General features: G+C 28.8%; 19 protein-coding genes and 1 riboswitch. Of the genes, 15 read left to right on the forward strand and 4 right to left on the reverse strand.

All coding sequences use genetic code 11. The annotated features are described in order from the left end of the window. Positions 1 to 30 precede the first annotated feature (30 nt). Both ACI48P_RS20290 and ACI48P_RS20295 read left to right on the forward strand, forming a co-directional pair. On the forward strand, positions 31 to 402 hold the full coding sequence (locus ACI48P_RS20290) for an ACT domain-containing protein (RefSeq protein ID WP_475219064.1): 372 nt from the start codon (positions 31 to 33) through the stop codon (positions 400 to 402). A 124-nt stretch (positions 403 to 526) separates the two neighbouring features. Next, positions 527 to 1,597, forward strand: coding sequence for a YkvI family membrane protein (locus tag ACI48P_RS20295; RefSeq protein WP_475219065.1), 1,071 nt, complete (start codon positions 527 to 529; stop codon positions 1,595 to 1,597). 17 nt (positions 1,598 to 1,614) lie between these two features. Here the strand turns inward: ACI48P_RS20295 and ACI48P_RS20300 are convergent, their stop codons facing one another. Continuing rightward, positions 1,615 to 2,022, reverse strand: a complete 408-nt coding sequence (locus ACI48P_RS20300; protein WP_475219067.1) for a GtrA family protein — start codon at positions 2,020 to 2,022, stop codon at positions 1,615 to 1,617. Between the two features lie 201 nt (positions 2,023 to 2,223). Here ACI48P_RS20300 and ACI48P_RS20305 point away from each other — a divergent pair, with 201 nt between their 5' ends. Both ACI48P_RS20305 and ACI48P_RS20310 read left to right on the forward strand, forming a co-directional pair. Next, positions 2,224 to 2,406 (forward strand): hypothetical protein, encoded by a 183-nt coding sequence (locus ACI48P_RS20305; protein WP_475219069.1) that lies wholly within the window; start codon positions 2,224 to 2,226, stop codon positions 2,404 to 2,406. Positions 2,407 to 2,526: 120 nt separating this feature from the next. Beyond that, positions 2,527 to 3,396 (forward strand): hypothetical protein, encoded by an 870-nt coding sequence (locus ACI48P_RS20310; RefSeq protein WP_475219070.1) that lies wholly within the window; start codon positions 2,527 to 2,529, stop codon positions 3,394 to 3,396. A gap of 65 nt (positions 3,397 to 3,461) precedes the next feature. On the opposite strand, the gene ACI48P_RS20315 is transcribed toward ACI48P_RS20310, so the two are convergent. Further along, a complete protein-coding gene (locus ACI48P_RS20315; RefSeq protein ID WP_475219071.1) occupies positions 3,462 to 3,806 on the reverse strand; it encodes a hypothetical protein in 345 nt (114 codons plus the stop codon). Between the two features lie 450 nt (positions 3,807 to 4,256). Here ACI48P_RS20315 and ACI48P_RS20320 point away from each other — a divergent pair, with 450 nt between their 5' ends. Further along, positions 4,257 to 5,285: a BMP family lipoprotein gene (locus tag ACI48P_RS20320; protein ID WP_475219073.1), complete on the forward strand. Its 1,029-nt coding sequence runs from the start codon at positions 4,257 to 4,259 to the stop codon at positions 5,283 to 5,285. A gap of 43 nt (positions 5,286 to 5,328) precedes the next feature. Here ACI48P_RS20320 and ACI48P_RS20325 read toward each other — a convergent pair whose 3' ends face one another. After that, positions 5,329 to 5,847 (reverse strand): spore coat protein, encoded by a 519-nt coding sequence (locus tag ACI48P_RS20325; protein WP_475219075.1) that lies wholly within the window; start codon positions 5,845 to 5,847, stop codon positions 5,329 to 5,331. Between the two features lie 228 nt (positions 5,848 to 6,075). On the opposite strand from ACI48P_RS20325, the gene ACI48P_RS20330 reads away from it, so the two are divergent. The 7 genes from ACI48P_RS20330 to ACI48P_RS20360 all read left to right on the forward strand — a co-directional run bounded on the left by ACI48P_RS20330 (position 6,076) and on the right by ACI48P_RS20360 (position 12,857). After that, positions 6,076 to 7,737 carry a ribonuclease J gene (locus ACI48P_RS20330; protein ID WP_475219077.1) on the forward strand — a complete coding sequence of 554 codons (1,662 nt, stop codon included), beginning with the start codon at positions 6,076 to 6,078 and terminating at the stop codon, positions 7,735 to 7,737. Between the two features lie 142 nt (positions 7,738 to 7,879). Beyond that, positions 7,880 to 8,071, forward strand: coding sequence for a hypothetical protein (locus ACI48P_RS20335; protein ID WP_475219079.1), 192 nt, complete (start codon positions 7,880 to 7,882; stop codon positions 8,069 to 8,071). A 194-nt stretch (positions 8,072 to 8,265) separates the two neighbouring features. Further along, complete coding sequence (locus ACI48P_RS20340; RefSeq protein WP_475219080.1) at positions 8,266 to 8,451, forward strand: hypothetical protein; 186 nt, start codon at positions 8,266 to 8,268, stop codon at positions 8,449 to 8,451. A gap of 139 nt (positions 8,452 to 8,590) precedes the next feature. After that, entirely contained in the window at positions 8,591 to 8,782 is a 192-nt protein-coding gene (locus ACI48P_RS20345) for a hypothetical protein (protein WP_475219081.1), read from the forward strand. Positions 8,783 to 8,988: 206 nt separating this feature from the next. Further along, positions 8,989 to 10,497, forward strand: a complete 1,509-nt coding sequence (locus ACI48P_RS20350) for a DUF1846 domain-containing protein (protein ID WP_475219083.1) — start codon at positions 8,989 to 8,991, stop codon at positions 10,495 to 10,497. A gap of 249 nt (positions 10,498 to 10,746) precedes the next feature. Continuing rightward, entirely contained in the window at positions 10,747 to 11,844 is a 1,098-nt protein-coding gene (gene dinB / locus ACI48P_RS20355) for a DNA polymerase IV (protein ID WP_475219084.1), read from the forward strand. Then, positions 11,831 to 11,906, forward strand: a riboswitch (NiCo riboswitch). Its footprint overlaps the gene before it by 14 nt. 96 nt (positions 11,907 to 12,002) lie before the next feature. After that, on the forward strand, positions 12,003 to 12,857 hold the full coding sequence (locus ACI48P_RS20360) for a cation diffusion facilitator family transporter (RefSeq protein ID WP_475219133.1): 855 nt from the start codon (positions 12,003 to 12,005) through the stop codon (positions 12,855 to 12,857). A 28-nt stretch (positions 12,858 to 12,885) separates the two neighbouring features. Here ACI48P_RS20360 and ACI48P_RS20365 read toward each other — a convergent pair whose 3' ends face one another. Then, entirely contained in the window at positions 12,886 to 13,530 is a 645-nt protein-coding gene (locus ACI48P_RS20365) for a Crp/Fnr family transcriptional regulator (RefSeq protein WP_475219085.1), read from the reverse strand. A gap of 276 nt (positions 13,531 to 13,806) precedes the next feature. Here ACI48P_RS20365 and ACI48P_RS20370 point away from each other — a divergent pair, with 276 nt between their 5' ends. The 3 genes from ACI48P_RS20370 (at position 13,807) to ACI48P_RS20380 (ending at position 17,462) form a co-directional block, all read left to right on the forward strand. Next, positions 13,807 to 15,213, forward strand: a complete 1,407-nt coding sequence (locus tag ACI48P_RS20370; protein WP_475219087.1) for an MATE family efflux transporter — start codon at positions 13,807 to 13,809, stop codon at positions 15,211 to 15,213. 170 nt (positions 15,214 to 15,383) lie between these two features. After that, a complete protein-coding gene (sfsA, locus tag ACI48P_RS20375) occupies positions 15,384 to 16,079 on the forward strand; it encodes a DNA/RNA nuclease SfsA (RefSeq protein ID WP_475219088.1) in 696 nt (231 codons plus the stop codon). 117 nt (positions 16,080 to 16,196) lie between these two features. Beyond that, positions 16,197 to 17,462 (forward strand): 30S ribosomal protein S1, encoded by a 1,266-nt coding sequence (locus ACI48P_RS20380; protein WP_475219089.1) that lies wholly within the window; start codon positions 16,197 to 16,199, stop codon positions 17,460 to 17,462. The last annotated feature ends 82 nt before the right edge of the window (positions 17,463 to 17,544 follow it).

A 17,544-nucleotide genomic window follows, 5' to 3' on the forward strand; every position in this document is an offset into this window, starting at 1 on the left:
AAAGGTGTAAATAAAAGGGGATGGAGAAACATGCAGTTAGAATTGTTTAAAGGGAATTATGCAGTTTGTAGCTTAGATAGTAATATAAGTTCACCAATATTTGTAGACACTAATGATTTTTACTATATAACTAATATAAAAGACCAATTAAGTTTAATATGTTCAGATGAAAATATACCATCAGACATGGATATTGATAAAGAGTGGAAAATTCTTAAGATACTTGAGCCATTGAATTTATACTTGGTAGGTATTTTGAATAAAATAGAAAGAATACTAAAAGATGCTAAGATAAATATTTTTGAAATTTCCACATTTGATAGTGATTATATATTAGTAAAAAATAATGATATAGAATATGCATTAAAGGCTTTAATGTGTAATGGATATGAAATAGTTTAGTAAATGAAAGTAGCTATAAAGATTAACAATCTTTGTAGCTACTTTTTTTATTTAATAATAATAAATTTAAACAAGCATATATATATATGGACAACGTTATTAACTATTTTATAAGGAGGGGAAAATGAGTAAAGGAAATAATATTAAAGAGATAATGATGTTTGCGGGTACGTATATATCTGTATGTATCGGTTCTGGATTTGCTACAGGACAAGAAATCATGCAATTTTTTACAGCATACGGAACTGTAAGTATAGTAGCTAATATTTTCTGTATGGTAATACTTGCATATTGTGGAGCTAGTTTATTAGAGATGGGGAAAAGTGTTAGACTCAGAAGTAATAATGATATATTTACATACTTATGTGGGAATTGTATAGGAAAATTTTTTAAGCTATTCATGCCGATATTTTTCTTTTGTAGCTTTGTTGTTATGATATCAGGTGCAGGTGCTGCTATCAATCAATATTATGGCATAAGTAAAAGTTTAGGAAGTTTATTAATAGTGATTTTAGCGTTAGCATCTATTCTGTTAGGGCTAAATAAAATTATTGATATCTTAGGAAATATTGGACCGATGATTATTATTATATCTGTAGGTATTGGTATAGTCACTATTGCTAGAAATTATGATACACTATCAAGTGTGGATACTATAATTCAAAATTTAAGTATAACAAAAGCAGTAGATAACTGGTGGCTTGCAGTGCCTTTATATAGTGGTTTGAATATTATAGTGGTAACGCCATTTTTAATTGGAGTTGGATCTACTGCAAAAAATAAGAGCAATTGTATATGGGGCGGAATAATAGGTGGAATAGTTTTTATGATAGCAGCTATGTTTTTGAATATAGGACTACTTTCTGATATACAAAATGTATACATAAAAGAAATTCCTACATTATATATGGCGGATAAAATATCCCCTATTGTAGGAACTATGTTTTCTATTATGCTTATAGCAGGAATATATACTACAGCAGTACCATTACTTTGGAGTGTATGTTCTAGCTTTGCGAAGGAAAATTCAAATAAGTTCAAGCTCATAGCTATAGGTTGTAGTATTATTGGATTTATAGGTGGGAGACTTCCATTTGCTACTTTAGTAAACTTTATATATCCTATCTCAGGTGCAATGGGTGTAATTATAATAATTGGTGTATTTCTTCGTAAATGTAAAATTACGATAGACTAGTTTGAAGAGCTTGAAAATCAAGCTCTTTTGTTCTTTATTGCTAATCTCATTAATATAAAAACTATAGGTGTTGAAATTGCTGGGGCAAAGAAAGAAGCCAATATTTCTCCAATGTTAAATATATTTACCATTGTAATAATAGAACCCATATTAATAATATATTGAAGAATATATATTAATACAGTTAAAGAAAATTTCTTAGTGGAGAAACTTTCTTCTCTAAAAGTATATTTCGTATTAAATATATAAGAAGCGATGACACTTAAAACACTTGTAACTGTATATGCTAATATATAATTTATTTTAAAAACTATGTTTAAAGTAATGTAGAAACATTGAGAGATTAAAAAATTACTTATACCTACTATATTAAATTTTATATATTCTTTAGCTTTATTTTTTATATTATCAATTTTGCCAGACATGTTATTTTCTCCTTGGTGAAATACTATCTTAAAATAGAGTATTTGAAAGTATTTTTGAAAATGATTGAATGAAATTAATCATGTTCAAATTTATTTGACTTAATAAATCTATTTTGTTATTATAACACTATTAATTAGACTAAATCAAAATAAATGAAATTAAAAGTTTTATATATAAATGGAATAGGAGATAATAGTAATATGTTCGATGTAATTATGATAGGGCTTGATTTGTCTCTGTTAATGTATTTCTATAATTTTGCTATAAACTCATCGGAGATAAGTAGTAGGTTACTTGCTTGTGCAGCAATGACAATGGAAGTATATTTTATAAGAAGGCATTTAAAAGCTATAAAGCAAAATGCTAAGGCAAATAAAAAATAAAGTGAAAATAAATTGACGCCTGTGATGGCGTCTTTTTTGTTTGTATAAAACATAATTAAGACATAATATAATATATATGATAATATATCTACATAAAAACAAAGAATCGAGGAGATAAATATGAAAAAACAACTAGAAATAGATTATGCATTTGGATATGTTTATGATAAAAGTAAGTTGATAGCAATGTATCCAGTTGGAACTAATGTTATGGATATTGATGACTATGAAATGGAAGTAGAAGTAGCATTTTTAGAAGATGGTATTGAAGTAGCTTTTGAAGAAAATGATATAAAAGAAGCTAATGAAACTATGAAGCCGCTTCAAAACTTTTTAATGAAACCTAGTAAGATAATACCTTTTGTAACTAGCATAAAAGATTCAAAGACAAAGGAAGAACTAAGCAAATTACTAAAAGAATTTGATGAAGAGTATGAAGTTAAAAATAATTACATAAATAAAGGATATGAAATACAAGATTTTTATCACGTTTTCCAAAATGTATCTAAATACATACCACAGGAAAATTTAGATAACCTAAATATATTAAAAATTGAATTAGAAAAATTTGATATGGACAAATTCATAGAAAGTACAAAGGAAAACTTAGATGAAGTTATAGATAGTTCTTTAATCCCAGTTAATATGGTAAAAAGTAGTCTTACAAATCGTTTATTTGTTAAGGATGAAAACGTACAAAGTAATGGTCAATACGTTGTATTTGCTATTGGTGATAGCTCAGCACAAGAAAATATAGTATGTGCAAATAAAGAGCGCATAATAGAAGGTGAATCTGATTTAGCAGATATAGAAATAAATAATACTAAGGATTGTGGATATTTAATTGAAGTAGTAGATGGATGCTATACATTTAAAATAGCAAACTTTAATTCCCAAACAGAAAATAATCGTCAAATAGCTCAAATAGTAGATTATAGTGGTGTATTAAAGCCCATGATGATAAAGTTTGTAAATGAGTTTATAAAATAATACAAAAATAAAAACTTTGTGCAGATATATGCACAAAGTTTTTTTAGTATCGATTATTTATAATATTATCTATTACCGTGTAGTAGTAATAAATAAGCACTTCCAGCTAAATTTGGATTATCACCATCGATTCTACCAACAGGAGAGTGTTCAGCGTGATGATTATGTATAAAACCTTCTGAGCAAACTCTACCAATAGGAGAGTCATCGCAGTGATGATTGTGAATTATTCCTTCTTCGTCTATTCTACCAATAGGAGAATGATTGCTATGATGGTTGTGTATAACATTATTATCATCGATTCTACCAATAGGACAGTCGTGATAAAGGTGATTGTGAACTACATTATTTGAATCTAATCTTGCAACAGCCCTAGCATTATAAGGGAAATTAACTATATTGTTTACCATAAATTACACCAACCTTCTTATAAAATAATTATTTGAAATTAACTTGTTGTTAATAAATTCAATATAAAAAAACATTTTCCTCTGAGTTTTGCTGAAGAATACATAATACATTTATATACATATATTAAGAAATTTATTCCTGAAAAACTTATAAAAACAACAACTATATACAGAATCTAATAGTAAGATTACATATAAAAAATAAAATAAAATAATATTTTGATATTGACAATAATGTCGAATAATGACATAATTAAGAAAAATAAATGAAGACACTTTAACTTAGTCCAGAGAGGCTATGAAGGTATTTACATACTTACAGCAATTATAATCAAAATGTACATCCTTTTATCTCTGAAGATAGAAGGATTTTTTTATAGCAAAAATAGTAAGAATGGAAAAGTACGAGTGTCATTAGCTATGCTAATTAAAGACGACGGAGGTACAATCATGAAATTAAAAAAATTAGTAGCATTATCAACAGTAGCTATATTATCAACATCTTTACTAGTAGGATGTTCAAGTAACGATGAAAAAGAAAGTTCAAGTGATGACAAATTAAAGATAGCAATGATAACAGACGTTGCAGGAGTAAATGACCAATCTTTCAACCAAAGTGCTTGGGAAGGATTAGAAAAAGCTAAAGCTGAATTAGGTGTAGAAGTTAGTTACTTAGAATCAAAGCAAGATTCTGATTACATGACAAATGTTGAAACATTAGTAGATCAAGATACAGATTTAATAATAGGTGTAGGTATGAAGTTAGCTGATACTATAAAAGAAGCATCTGAATTATATGAAGATCAAAAATTTGTATTAGTAGATGAAACTTATCCTGAAATACCAGGAAATGTCCAAACTATACTATTCAACGCAGAACAATCTGCATACCTAGTTGGACTAGTTGCAGGTAAAACGACTGAAACAAATAATGTAGGATTTATAGGTGGTATGGAATTACCAGTAATAGATACTTTTAAATATGGATTTATGGCAGGGGTGAAAGCTGCTAACCCAGAAGCAGAAATACAAGCTCAATATGCAAACTCATTTACTGACCAAGCTAAAGGTAAGGCTATAGCTAGTCAAATGTACAATAAGAGTGCAGATATAATATTCACAGCAGGTGGAGATGTTGGAACAGGAGCTATAGAAGTAGCTAAAGAAACAGGGAAATTTGCTATAGGTGTAGATAGAGATCAAAGTGGATTAGCTCCAGAAAATGTATTATCTTCAGCTATAAAAAGAGTTGATGTTGGTGTATACGAGACAGTTAAAGCTTTAGTTGAAGGTAACTTTAAAGGTGGATCATCAGTTACTTACGGATTAGATCAAAATGCGGTTGGAATAGCTGATACTACTTCTAAGTTAGTGCCACAAGAAATAATAGATTATGTTAACGAGCAAGCTCAAAGATTCCAAAAAGGTGAATTAAAAGCTCCAAAAACTAAAGAAGAATATGAAGCATTAGTAAAATAATGCATATAAAAGCTATAGACAAATTAGTCTATAGCTTTTTTGTTTAGGCATTGTACATGCCGTGTTGAGCCATGTAGTTGTAAATTTTTTCTCCATGTTCTTGTTCTTCTTTTTGTATATGGTTTAGAACTTGTCTTATATTTTTATCCCTAAACTCAAATATAGCTGTATTATATGTAGATGATACATATTTTTCAGTAGAAAGCGTATCTTGGCAAAGTAATTTATCATGCTCATTATAAGTTGTATTTTGTATAGAATTTATATTCATATTGTTAACGTTTATCATTGATTCTATATTATTACTCATAGAACCTGCCATATTTTGTTGAGACTGTTGTTGCTGTCCTTGTTGTTGATTAACATTTGGCACAGTTCCGTTTAACATTTGATTTATAGAATCTAAATGTTCTTGTTCTTTTTGTGCAAGCTCGTTAAATAGTGCTTGTAGTGTTGGGTCTTCTACTTTTTTAGCATAATCTTGGTATTTTTTTACACATAATTCTTCGTGAGATTTTTCATCTTCTAAAAGCATTCTTTCTTTATTATTTAAATTAATCATAAATACACCTCCAATACTAGTTTTAGTAAATTTATCTAGATTATTCAAAAATTAAAATATTTTTTTTAATCTATTTAATAAAAATAGGATTAAATATAGGTAAATAAAGAAAAAATAATATATGAGAGTAGAAATATAATTATGAAGAGAAAGACTAATTGTGAAATTTAAATATTAGTAAAATATTTTTACCATATAAAAGTACATATAACTAAGGAGGAGTGTTTTATGAATAGTGATAGTGTAAAAATAATACCCTTAGGGGGATTAGGTGAGATAGGAAAGAATATTACAGCTATTGAATGTGGAGAAGAAATTATAGTGATAGATTGCGGAGTATCTTTCCCAGATGAAGAAATGTATGGTGTAGACTTGGTTATACCAGATATTAAGTATTTAATTGAACGAAGAGATAAAATTAAGGGTATATTTCTTACCCATGGGCACGAAGATCATATTGGTGCAATACCCTATATTTTAAAACAAATCAATATACCTGTATATGGAACTAAGTTAACGTTAGGCTTAGTAGAGAATAAGTTAAAAGAGCATGAGATGTTATCTGACTGCACTATTATATCTGTAAAAACTGGAGACACTATAAAGCTAGAAAAAATAAGTGTTGAATTTATAGGAGTTACACATAGTATAGCAGATTCATGCGCATTAGCTATTTATACACCACAAGGTATTATTCTTCATACAGGAGACTTTAAAATAGACTATACACCTATTGATGGAAGAATAACCGATTTAAATAGGATATCTCAGATAGGTAAAAAGGGTGTACTACTACTAATGGCGGATAGTACAAATGTAGAAAGAACTGGTCATTCTTTATCGGAAATGACTATAGGAGAAACTTTAACAAGAATATTCTCAAATGCAAAAGGAAGAGTTATAGTTGCTACATTTGCTTCTAATATTCATAGAATGCAACAAATAGCTAATGCATCAATGAAATATAATAGAAAGATAGCTTTTAGTGGAAGGAGTATGGAAAATATTTCACAAGTTGCTATGGAGCTAGGGTATTTACATATACCGAATGACTATATTGTTGATATAGATGAAATAAATAATTATCCAAATGAAAATATAACAATAATAACTACTGGTAGTCAAGGTGAGCCAATGGCAGGCCTATCAAGAATAGCTTATGGATCTCATAGAAAAATTGAAATATATAAAGATGATTTATTTATAATCTCAGCTTCACCAATACCAGGCAATGATAAAATGATTTCTAGAGTTATAAACCAGTTATTTAGAAAAGGTGTAGAAGTAATATATGAAGATTTAGAAGAAGTCCATGTCTCAGGGCATGCATATAAAGAAGAGCTTAAATTAATTCATACTTTGGTGAATCCTAAGTACTTCATGCCTGTACATGGAGAATATAGACATTTAAAACATCATAGTGATTTGGCAATCAAATTAGGTATGAACCCTAAAAATGTATTTACATTAGAGACTGGTCAAGTATTGGAAATATCTAAAAGTGGAGTAAATACATCTAAACATGTTCATACAGGGGTTGTATATGTAGATGGAATAGGTGTTGGAGATGTTGGTAATATAGTGTTAAGAGATAGAAGAGAACTAGCAAAAGACGGTATGGTTACTATTGTTATAGCTATTGAAAGAGAAACCTATAGCATCTTAGCAGGACCTGATATAATTACTAGAGGCTTTATTTATGCAAGGGAGTCTGAATCTTTAATTAACAGTATAAAAAACATATCTAAAGAAGAAGTTGAAAAATGTTTAGATAATAAAGTAATCGAATGGCAAGTATTAAAAGGAAGTGTAAAAAAATCTGTTGAGCATTATATATATGATAAAACAAAGAGAAGACCTAGTGTATTCCCTATAATCATGGAAGTCTAATACTGGAGGATGGGCTTAATTTTAAGGAAATAAAAAATATTCTTAGTTAAAATAAAAAAGTAATGTCAAAAACCTATCTAGCTTCATAATATATTTTAGGAGTAGAAAAACTCTAGATATAATTCTACAAGGGGGTAAGAATATGCTAGATAGATTTTTCGGAGAAAGTGGATTTTTTGGTGGCTGTGGATGGTGGATAATAATATTATTCTTCTTATTCCTAGCATTCCAAGAGTGTTGGGCAGAATTTGATATTTGTGATTGGATACCATTCTTAATATTATTATTAATAGTTTGTAGCTGCGGAGATTTCTTCGACGGTTGCGGATGTTAATTATGAAATAGACTATCGAAAGATAGTCTATTTTTTATGTATAAGGAAAAATTAGTTATTGTAAAAATAATAACTAGTTGCCTGAAGAAAAAAATTAAGAAAAACTTAAAATTGTAATGTCAAAAATTAAGTTTGCATCATAGTATATGCTAGGAGTAAATACTCCAGGTATTAATCAACAAGGGGGTAGCAATATGCTAGATAGACTATTTGGAGAATGTGGATTTTTTGGTGGATGTGGATGGTGGATAGTAATACTATTCTTCCTATTCTTAGCTTTTGGTGAGACTTGGGTAGATATAGATATTTGTGCGTGGATACCATTCTTAATATTATTACTAATTGCAATTAGTTGTGGCGGATGCTTCGACGAGTGCTAAAGTAAAATAAGGATAGACTATCGAAAGATAGTCTATTTTTATAATTAATTTTAGAAAGTAATGTCAAAAACCAATAGTAATTCATAATATAAACCAAGAGTAAAAAGCTCTGAATGTAAATCAACAAGGGGGTAGCAATATGCTAGATAGACTATTTGGAGAATGTGGATTTTTTGGTGGCGATGGATGGTGGATAATAATATTATTTTTCCTATTCTTAGCATTCCAAGATTGTTGGGCAGAGTTTGATATTTGCACTTGGATACCATTCTTAATATTATTATTAATAGTTTGCAGCTATGGAGAATTCTTTGACGGCTGTGGATGTTAAGTTTAAAGGTAGGCTATCGTAAGATAGTCTATTTTTTTGAAAAAATATTGAGAAAATTGTCTTGAAAAAAATTTTTCTTAAATGTATAATATAAACTTAGTTAAAAAAGTTCGTAAACTAAGCGAATTGGAAAATTTAACTAAATACAAATAAAAAATATAAAAAATATACGGTTATCAATAATTAAAATTTAGTGAGGTGGAAATATGAAAATAGGATTCGATCATAAGAAATACCTAGAGGAACAGTCAAAATACATATTAGAGAGAGTTAATAACTTTGATAAATTGTATCTTGAGTTTGGTGGAAAGTTAATAGGAGACTTACACGCAAAAAGAATATTACCAGGATTTGATGAAAATGCAAAAATAAAAGTCTTACAGCACATGAAAGAAAAAGTTGAAGTTGTTATATGTGTTTATGCAGGAGATATAGAAAGAAACAAAATAAGAGGGGATTACGGAATAACATACGATATGGAAGTTCTAAGATTAATAGATGATTTAAGATCTTATGAATTAGATGTTAATAGTGTTGTAATCACAAGATTTGAAGGACAACCTGCTACAACGGTATTTATAAATAAATTAGAACGTAGAGGAATAAAAGTTTACAAGCATGCTCCAACAAAAGGATATCCATCAGATGTAGATACAATAGTAAGTGATGAAGGATATGGAGCAAATCCATATATAGAAACTACTAAGCCGATAGTTGTTGTAACAGCTCCAGGGCCAAACAGTGGTAAATTAGGAACTTGTTTAAGTCAGTTATATCATGAAAATAAAAGAGGAAATAGTGTTGGGTATTCAAAATTTGAAACATTCCCAGTTTGGAACTTACCATTAAAGCATCCAGTAAACATAGCTTATGAAGCTGCAACAGTTGATTTAAAGGATGTTAACATGATAGATTCATTCCATCTTGAAAAATATGGACAAACTTCAGTAAACTATAACAGAGATTTAGAATTATTCCCTGTTCTTAAGAAAATAATAGAAAAAATAACTGGAAAAGAATCAATATATCAATCACCAACAGATATGGGTGTCAATAGAGTAGGATTTGGTATAGTTGATGATGAAGTTGTTAAAGAAGCTGCAAAAGAAGAGATAATAAGAAGATATTTTAAAACTGCTTGTGAATATAAAAAAGGTCAGTTTGATAAGAGTGCATATGACACTATAAAATTAATAATGGAAGAAGTTAATTTAAAGCCTGAAGATAGAAAGGTTGTTATACCAGCTAGAAACTACAGTGCTAAATTAAAAGAAAATGCTAGTAAAAATGATACATGTCCAGTTGTAGCTTTAGAATTAAATGATGGTACAATATTAACTGGTAAAGGTTCAAATGTAATGAATGCAAGTGCAGCAGTAGTATTAAATGCTATAAAGCATATAGCTAACATTGCAGATGATATGCATTTAATATCTCCAGCAGTATTAGAACCAATCTTAAATTTAAAAACTAAAACATTGGCAAGTAGAACTCCTGAGTTAAGTTGTGAAGAAGTACTAGCAGCATTAAGTATAAGTGCTGTAACTAATCCAACGGCTCAAGTTGCAATAGATAAATTACCAATATTAAAAGGTGCTCAAGCTCATTCAACTACTATATTAAGTAAAAATGATGAACAAACATTTAGAGAACTTGGTATAGACGTAACAAGTGATCCTGAATACCCTTCAAAGAATTTATACTACGCTAATTAATAAAAATAAAGACAAATATAAGACCATATTGCCACTTAGGTAGTATGGTCTTTTTTTAAAAATAAAAAATAAAAAATATACGGTTATCAATAAGGAATTTAGTTTAGTTCCTTGGAATATCTATTTTAAAGGTTTTTGTATAACTTTGCAAGAAAAAAATAAAAAAAAATAAAAATATAATAAAAAATTAATAAAAAGAACATAAGTTTGATATAATTATAGTATATAAATTTTTAAAGGTGATTATTTATGGAATATAGAAGAAAAATTATTCATATAGATATGGATGCTTTTTTTGCTTCTGTAGAACAAAGGGATAATCCTAAGCTTAAGGGGAAGCCTGTTATAGTTGGAGGTAATCCTCAAAGTAGAGGAGTGGTTGCTACCTGTTCTTATGAGGCGAGACAATATGGTATTCATTCTGCAATGCCTTCAAAGGTAGCATACAATAGATGTCCTTATGCAGTTTTTGTGCCACCTAGATTTGATGTGTATAAGAAAGTTTCTTATCAAATAAGAGAAATATTTTATAGGTACACTGACTTAGTAGAGCCGTTATCATTAGATGAGGCATTTTTGGATGTAACAAATAACAAGAAGAATATTAAATATGCAACAGAAATTGCTAAAAGAATAAAAGAAGAAATATTTAATGAAGTAGGGCTTACTGCTTCAGCAGGAGTATCATATAACAAATTTTTAGCTAAGCTGGCTTCTGATTATAAAAAGCCCAATGGCATGACAGTATTAACGCCGAAAAATGCACAAGAATTTTTAGATAACCTACCAATAAATAAGTTTTTTGGAATAGGTAAAGTTACATCTAGAGCATTACTTAATTTAGGAATAAACAATGGATATGATTTAAGGCAATTAGATCTGTATGAATTAGAAAATCTATTTAAGAGTAGAGGATACTCATATTACCAATACTCAAGAGGAATAGATAATAGACCTGTGGAGCCATATAGAGAAAGAAAATCTGTAGGAGCTGAAACTACTTTAAGTCAAAATCTAAATATTGAAGATGAAGAAGTGGCAGATATTTTAAGTGAGATATGTGAAGACGTATCAAGAAGACTAAATAATTCGGAAAAAATGGGAAAGACAATAACATTAAAGATAAAATATGATGACTTCACACAAATAACTAGAAGTATAAGTCTTGAAAGTCCTATATATAAGCATGAAGACATAAGAGTAAATATATATAATTTATTAAAAAATCTATTAAACAATGGAAAGCAGATACGCCTTTTAGGGGTAACTATTTCGAATTTAGTAGATATAAAAGAAGAATGCACAAATATTACTTTATTTGAATACATTAAGAATATAGAAAACTGAGCAGGCAATGTATATATCATGTAGCCGGGCTTTTAGCAGTGGATATTATCCATGGGACAGTTAAAAACACTTCCCATGGATTTTTTGTATTAAATATTCTATTTAATTTATTTTAAGGAGGCAATAAAGTGGAAAGCAACAATTATGAAAAGGTAAAGATGATACTTTGGGGTATCTTATTTGCCAATATTGCTGTAGCATTATTAAAAATTATTATAGGAAATGCTGTTAATAGCGCTAGTATGACGGCAGATGGATTTCATTCTTTATCAGATGGTTCGTCAAATATTGTTGGCTTAATTGGCATAGCACTAGCTTCTAAGCCAAAGGATAAAGAACATCCATATGGACACAAAAAGTTTGAGGTGATGTCTAGTTTATTCATAGGTGCCATGCTTATAGTTGTAGCTACTAAAATAATATTTGATGCGTTTTCAAGGTTTAATAATCAGATTACACCTTCAATATCGATTTCAAGTTTAATAGTTTTAATAATCACTTTATGTATAAATATATTCGTATCAACATATGAGTATAAAGAGGGAAAAAGATTAAATAGCTATATACTTATTTCAGACTCCATGCATACAAGAAGTGATATATTTGTATCTATTGGCGTTATATTTACTTTAATAGGTGTAAAACTTGGATTGCCATCTATTATTGATGAGATAGCTTCATTAGTTGTTTCTGGGTTTATTATATATTCTGCTTTTAGCATATTTAAAGAATCAACAAGTGTTTTGGTAGATCAAGCGATTATAGATGAAGATTTAATTAGAGATATAATTTCAAATTTTAATGAAGTAAGAGATGTACATGAAATTAGAAGTAGAGGTAGTTTGAATGATGCTCATATAGATATGCATATTTTAGTAGACCCAACAATAACAGTAGAAACTTCTCATAATATAATGCATGAAATAGAAAAAGTTATACAAGAAAAGGTAAATAATAGTGTGCAAGTAATTGTTCATATAGAACCATATAGCAATGATCATAAGGATATATAAATAAAAGTGGCGTGTAACGCCACTTTTATTATTCCATCAATATTTCTTCTAAACTGTCTAAGTCTAATATTTTTATAAAGTCCTTTGAATAATCGATAAGGCCGAGTTCTTTCATATTAATAAGCTCTCTAGACAATGATGGTCTTGGAACTCCTAGAGCTTCAGATAGCTTTTGTTTTGTCATATTAAGCTTAATAAAATGACTGTCTTGAATTTTATATTGATTAATTAAGTAGTTACTGATCTTTTGTCTAATACTAGTTAAAGATAGTCCTGTAATAGAATTATTAAGAGTAATAATTTTATTAGTTAGCTCATTTAAAAACATCTCTAGAAAATCTGGATGTTTCGTACAGAATTTAATAAAATCTTCTTTTCTTAAAAACATTACTTTACTTGGAGTTGTAGAAATTACAGTTGCAGGATACTTATTAGTATTAGAAAATGCTATTACTTCACCAAATAAATTACCTGTTGTAAAAGAAGATAAATGAATTACACTATTACTAGTTAATATTCTCTTGATATCAATGTTCCCCTCTAAGACAAGGCCAACCCTTTCACATGGATCGCCTTCTAAGGCTATTATATCATTTTTAGAATAATCAATAATCGTATACTGTATGTTTTCAAAGAACTTTAAAATTTCATTTTTACTTTTTGATTTGAACACTTTATCACCGCACTTTCGAGTTTAATGTAACGAATGTTACGATATGTATTTTAATTATATAATAGTTTGATATAAAAACTCAATAAAATAAATATATAATAGTATAATTGTGATAACATATTTTATGAATGCAAAAAAGAATATAGTAGATGAGTTTAATGTGAAAAAAATTTCATTTTAGATTAAAACATTCACCTACGATTTAAAATATAGTATAATATATAGAATTGGAGCCATATGATTGTAAATGACATAAATTACTTTAGGAGGAGAATAATGAGTGACGTAAAAAAAACTAGTACTGATTTGGGAAGTGAAAGTATTCCTAAGTTGATTTTTAAATTAGCTACACCAGCAATAATTGCACAGCTGGTAAATGTTTTATATAACATAGTAGATAGAATATTTATTGGTAGAATGGAAAATGGCGACCTAGCAATGGCAGGAGTTGGTGTTGCTTTCCCGATAATATTATTAATATCTGCTTTTAGTTCACTTGTAGGAATGGGTGGAGCGCCTTTAGCTGCAATAAAAATGGGAGAAAAGGATAATGATGGAGCGGAGAAGATAATGAGTAATAGTTTCTCTGCATTAATGATATTAGCGGCTGTATTAACAATAGGATTTACTATATTTAAAGAGCCTATATTATGGACATTTGGAGCAAGTGATGCAACGATAGGATATGCCTTAGATTATATTGGTATATATGTATTTGGTACAGTATTTGTTCAAATAGCTTTAGGTATGAATCCATATATAAATACTCAAGGTTTTGCTAAAGTTGGTATGATGACAGTAACAATTGGGGCTATAATAAATATAGTACTTGACCCTATTTTAATATTTGGATTTGGTCTTGGGGTTAAAGGTGCGGCTTTAGCGACAGTAACAGCTCAAGCTGTATCAGCAATATGGGTGTTAAGTTTCTTGTTTGGTAAGAAAAGCACTCTTAAAATAAGAAAAAAATTCTTAATGCCAGATATGAAGGTTATACTTCCTATACTAACACTAGGAATAGCACCTTTTATAATGCAATCTACTGAAAGTTTAGTATTAGTATCTTTGAATAGCCAATTGGTAAAATATGGTGGAGACTTGGCTGTTGGGGCTATGACTATTATGAGTAGTATTATGCAAATAATATTATTACCTACTATGGGATTAACTCAAGGTGCTCAACCTATAATAAGTTATAACTATGGTGCCAAGCAAATGGACAGAGTTAAAAAGGCATTTAGATTATGTTTAGTATTATGTACAGCATATACAACTATAATGTGGGCAGCACTTATGCTAGCTCCACAAGTATTTGTAGGTATATTTAATAATGACCCAGCTTTAATGGAAATAACTTCATGGGCTATAAGAATATACTTCGGTGGTATATTTATATTTGGTATACAAATGGCTTGTCAGCAGACATTCTTGTCTCTGGGTCAAGCAAAAGTATCTCTTTTCTTAGCACTATTAAGAAAAGTAATATTATTAGTTCCTTTAATATTTATATTACCAATGTTTATGCAAGATAAATTATTTGGAGTATTCTTTGCAGAGCCTGTAGCAGATATACTAGCAGCACTTACTACAGCGGTATTCTTTGCTTCATTCTACAAGAAGACTTTAAGCTCAGCAGATACTGAAAATACGCAAATAAAAGAAACGATAGTGAAGTCTCACTAATTTATATAAAGCCTTTATGATTATACATCATGAGGGCTTTTATTTTATAATTTAAGCTAGATATAATTATTGTTAGTAGAGATTTATTGTATAAAAGGACTTGAGAGATGATTAATAATGAATTAAAGTAAATAATATAAATATTACTAATAAATATGAAAGGCTGAAATATGAATTATAATACAGTTTTAGAAGCAAAGTTTATAGAAAGACCAAATAGATTTATAGCATATTGTAGTGTAGGTGGAGAGACTCATAAAGTTCATGTAAAAAACACAGGTAGGTGTAGGGAACTATTAATTCCAGGTTGTACTGTATATCTAGAAGAAAGCGATAATCCTAATAGAAAGACTAAATATTCATTAATAGCTGTTAGAAAAGGGAATAGATTAATTAATATGGATTCTCAAGTACCTAATAAAGTGGTGCAAGAAGCAATTATTAATAAATCAATAGTGTTGCCAGGTTTAAAAGATGACATAATATTAATAAAACCGGAAAAGACTTATGGTAACTCTAGATTTGATATTTATTTAGAAACTGAAAGTGAAAAAGTATTTATAGAAATAAAAGGAGTAACTTTAGAAGATAATAATATAGTTAAGTTTCCAGATGCCAAAACAGAAAGAGGAGTAAAACATATAAATGAACTTGTAGAAGCTACAAGAGATGGATATAAATGCTATATAATATTTGTAGTTCAAATGGAAGAAGTTATTTATTTTACTCCAAATAATGAGATGCATAAAGAATTAGGAGATGCACTTATATATGCATCTAATAATGGAGTTCAAGTTTTGGCTTATGATAGTGTCGTAACTCCTGGTTCTATAGAAATTAAGGAAGAAGTTAAAGTAGTACTTTAATATAGAAATATAAAATTTATATTATACTTAGAAAAATTGTAAGAAAAATGTAAGCATTTGCAATATTAATGGTATAATATTTATATCTACCATATACAAATGAAAGGATGTATTATAATGACTAATAATTTATCAATGCAAGAACTATTAGATCAACAAGAGCAAGCTTTTAGTTCAGTAAAAGTTGGAGAAATAATAACAGGAAAAATATCTAGAATAACTAATGATTCAGTTGTTTTAGAATTAAACTACGGATTCGATGGGATTATACCTGTGAGCGAATTAAATATAGAAAAAAATAAATTTGCAAATGAAGTATATAATGTAGGAGACGAAATTACTGCCATTATAACAAGAGTATCTCAAAAAGATGGAGTTATAACTTTATCTAAATTACAAGCGGATAAGAAAAATGATTTTGCAGAACTTGAAAAGGCTTACAAGGAACATAGAATAATAACTGTAAAGGTTGAAAAAAATATAGAAAGAGGAGTTTTTGCATCATATAAGACATACTCACTATTTATACCAATATCTCAATTAGATACTAAGTTCGTAAATGAGACTTCTTCATATGTAGGTCGTAATTTAGAAGTATACATAATGGAATTAGATACTAAGAAAAACAGATTAGTAGCTACTCATAGAGAAGTATTACAAGAGCGTTTAGATATAGAAAGAGCAGAGAGAAGAGAACGTATAAAAGCAGAAAAAGAAGCAGAAAGAATACGTGTTCAAGAAGAAAGAACAGCACAAAAAGCTAGAATAAAAGCTGAGAAAGAAGAGTTATTTAATTCTTTAGAAGCAGGACAAAAAAGAGAAGGTAAAGTTACTAAAATAATGCCTTACGGTGCATTTGTTGATATCGGAGGATTAGAAGGTTTAGTACACTTAAATAACTTAGCTTGGACTAGAGTTGAATCTGTAGAAGATGTTTTAGCTGAAGGTCAAGAAGTAGAAGTTTATGTATTAGATGTAGATGCAGAGACTAAGAAAATAGCTTTAGCTTTAAAAGATATAAATAATGATCCATGGGATTTAGTAGCTGAGGAAGTTGAAGAAGATGATATAATAACTGGTAAAGTTGTTAGAATAATAGAAAAAGGTGCTTTTGTTGAAATAAGAGAAGGTGTTGAAGCTTACTTACCAATATCTGAATTAAGTGATGAAAGAGTAGTAAAAATGACTAACGTTGTTAATGTTGGAGATGAAGTTAATGTTATGGTTCTTAACTTCAACCCTAAAAATAGAAGAATGTTAGTATCAATAAAAGAAGCTAACAGAGAGCCAGAAGAAGATATAACAGAATTCTTAGAAGTTGAAGATTCTTTAGGTACTCTTGGAGAATTATTCAAAGATAAATTCAAGAACTTAGAAAAGTAATATTTTGTATATAAGGCCATATTTGCATACGCAGTATGGCTTTTTTGGATATTAAAAACTGAGATTAAGATAATAATATTAT

This window comes from Romboutsia sp. LXY-2, from assembly GCF_056171995.1.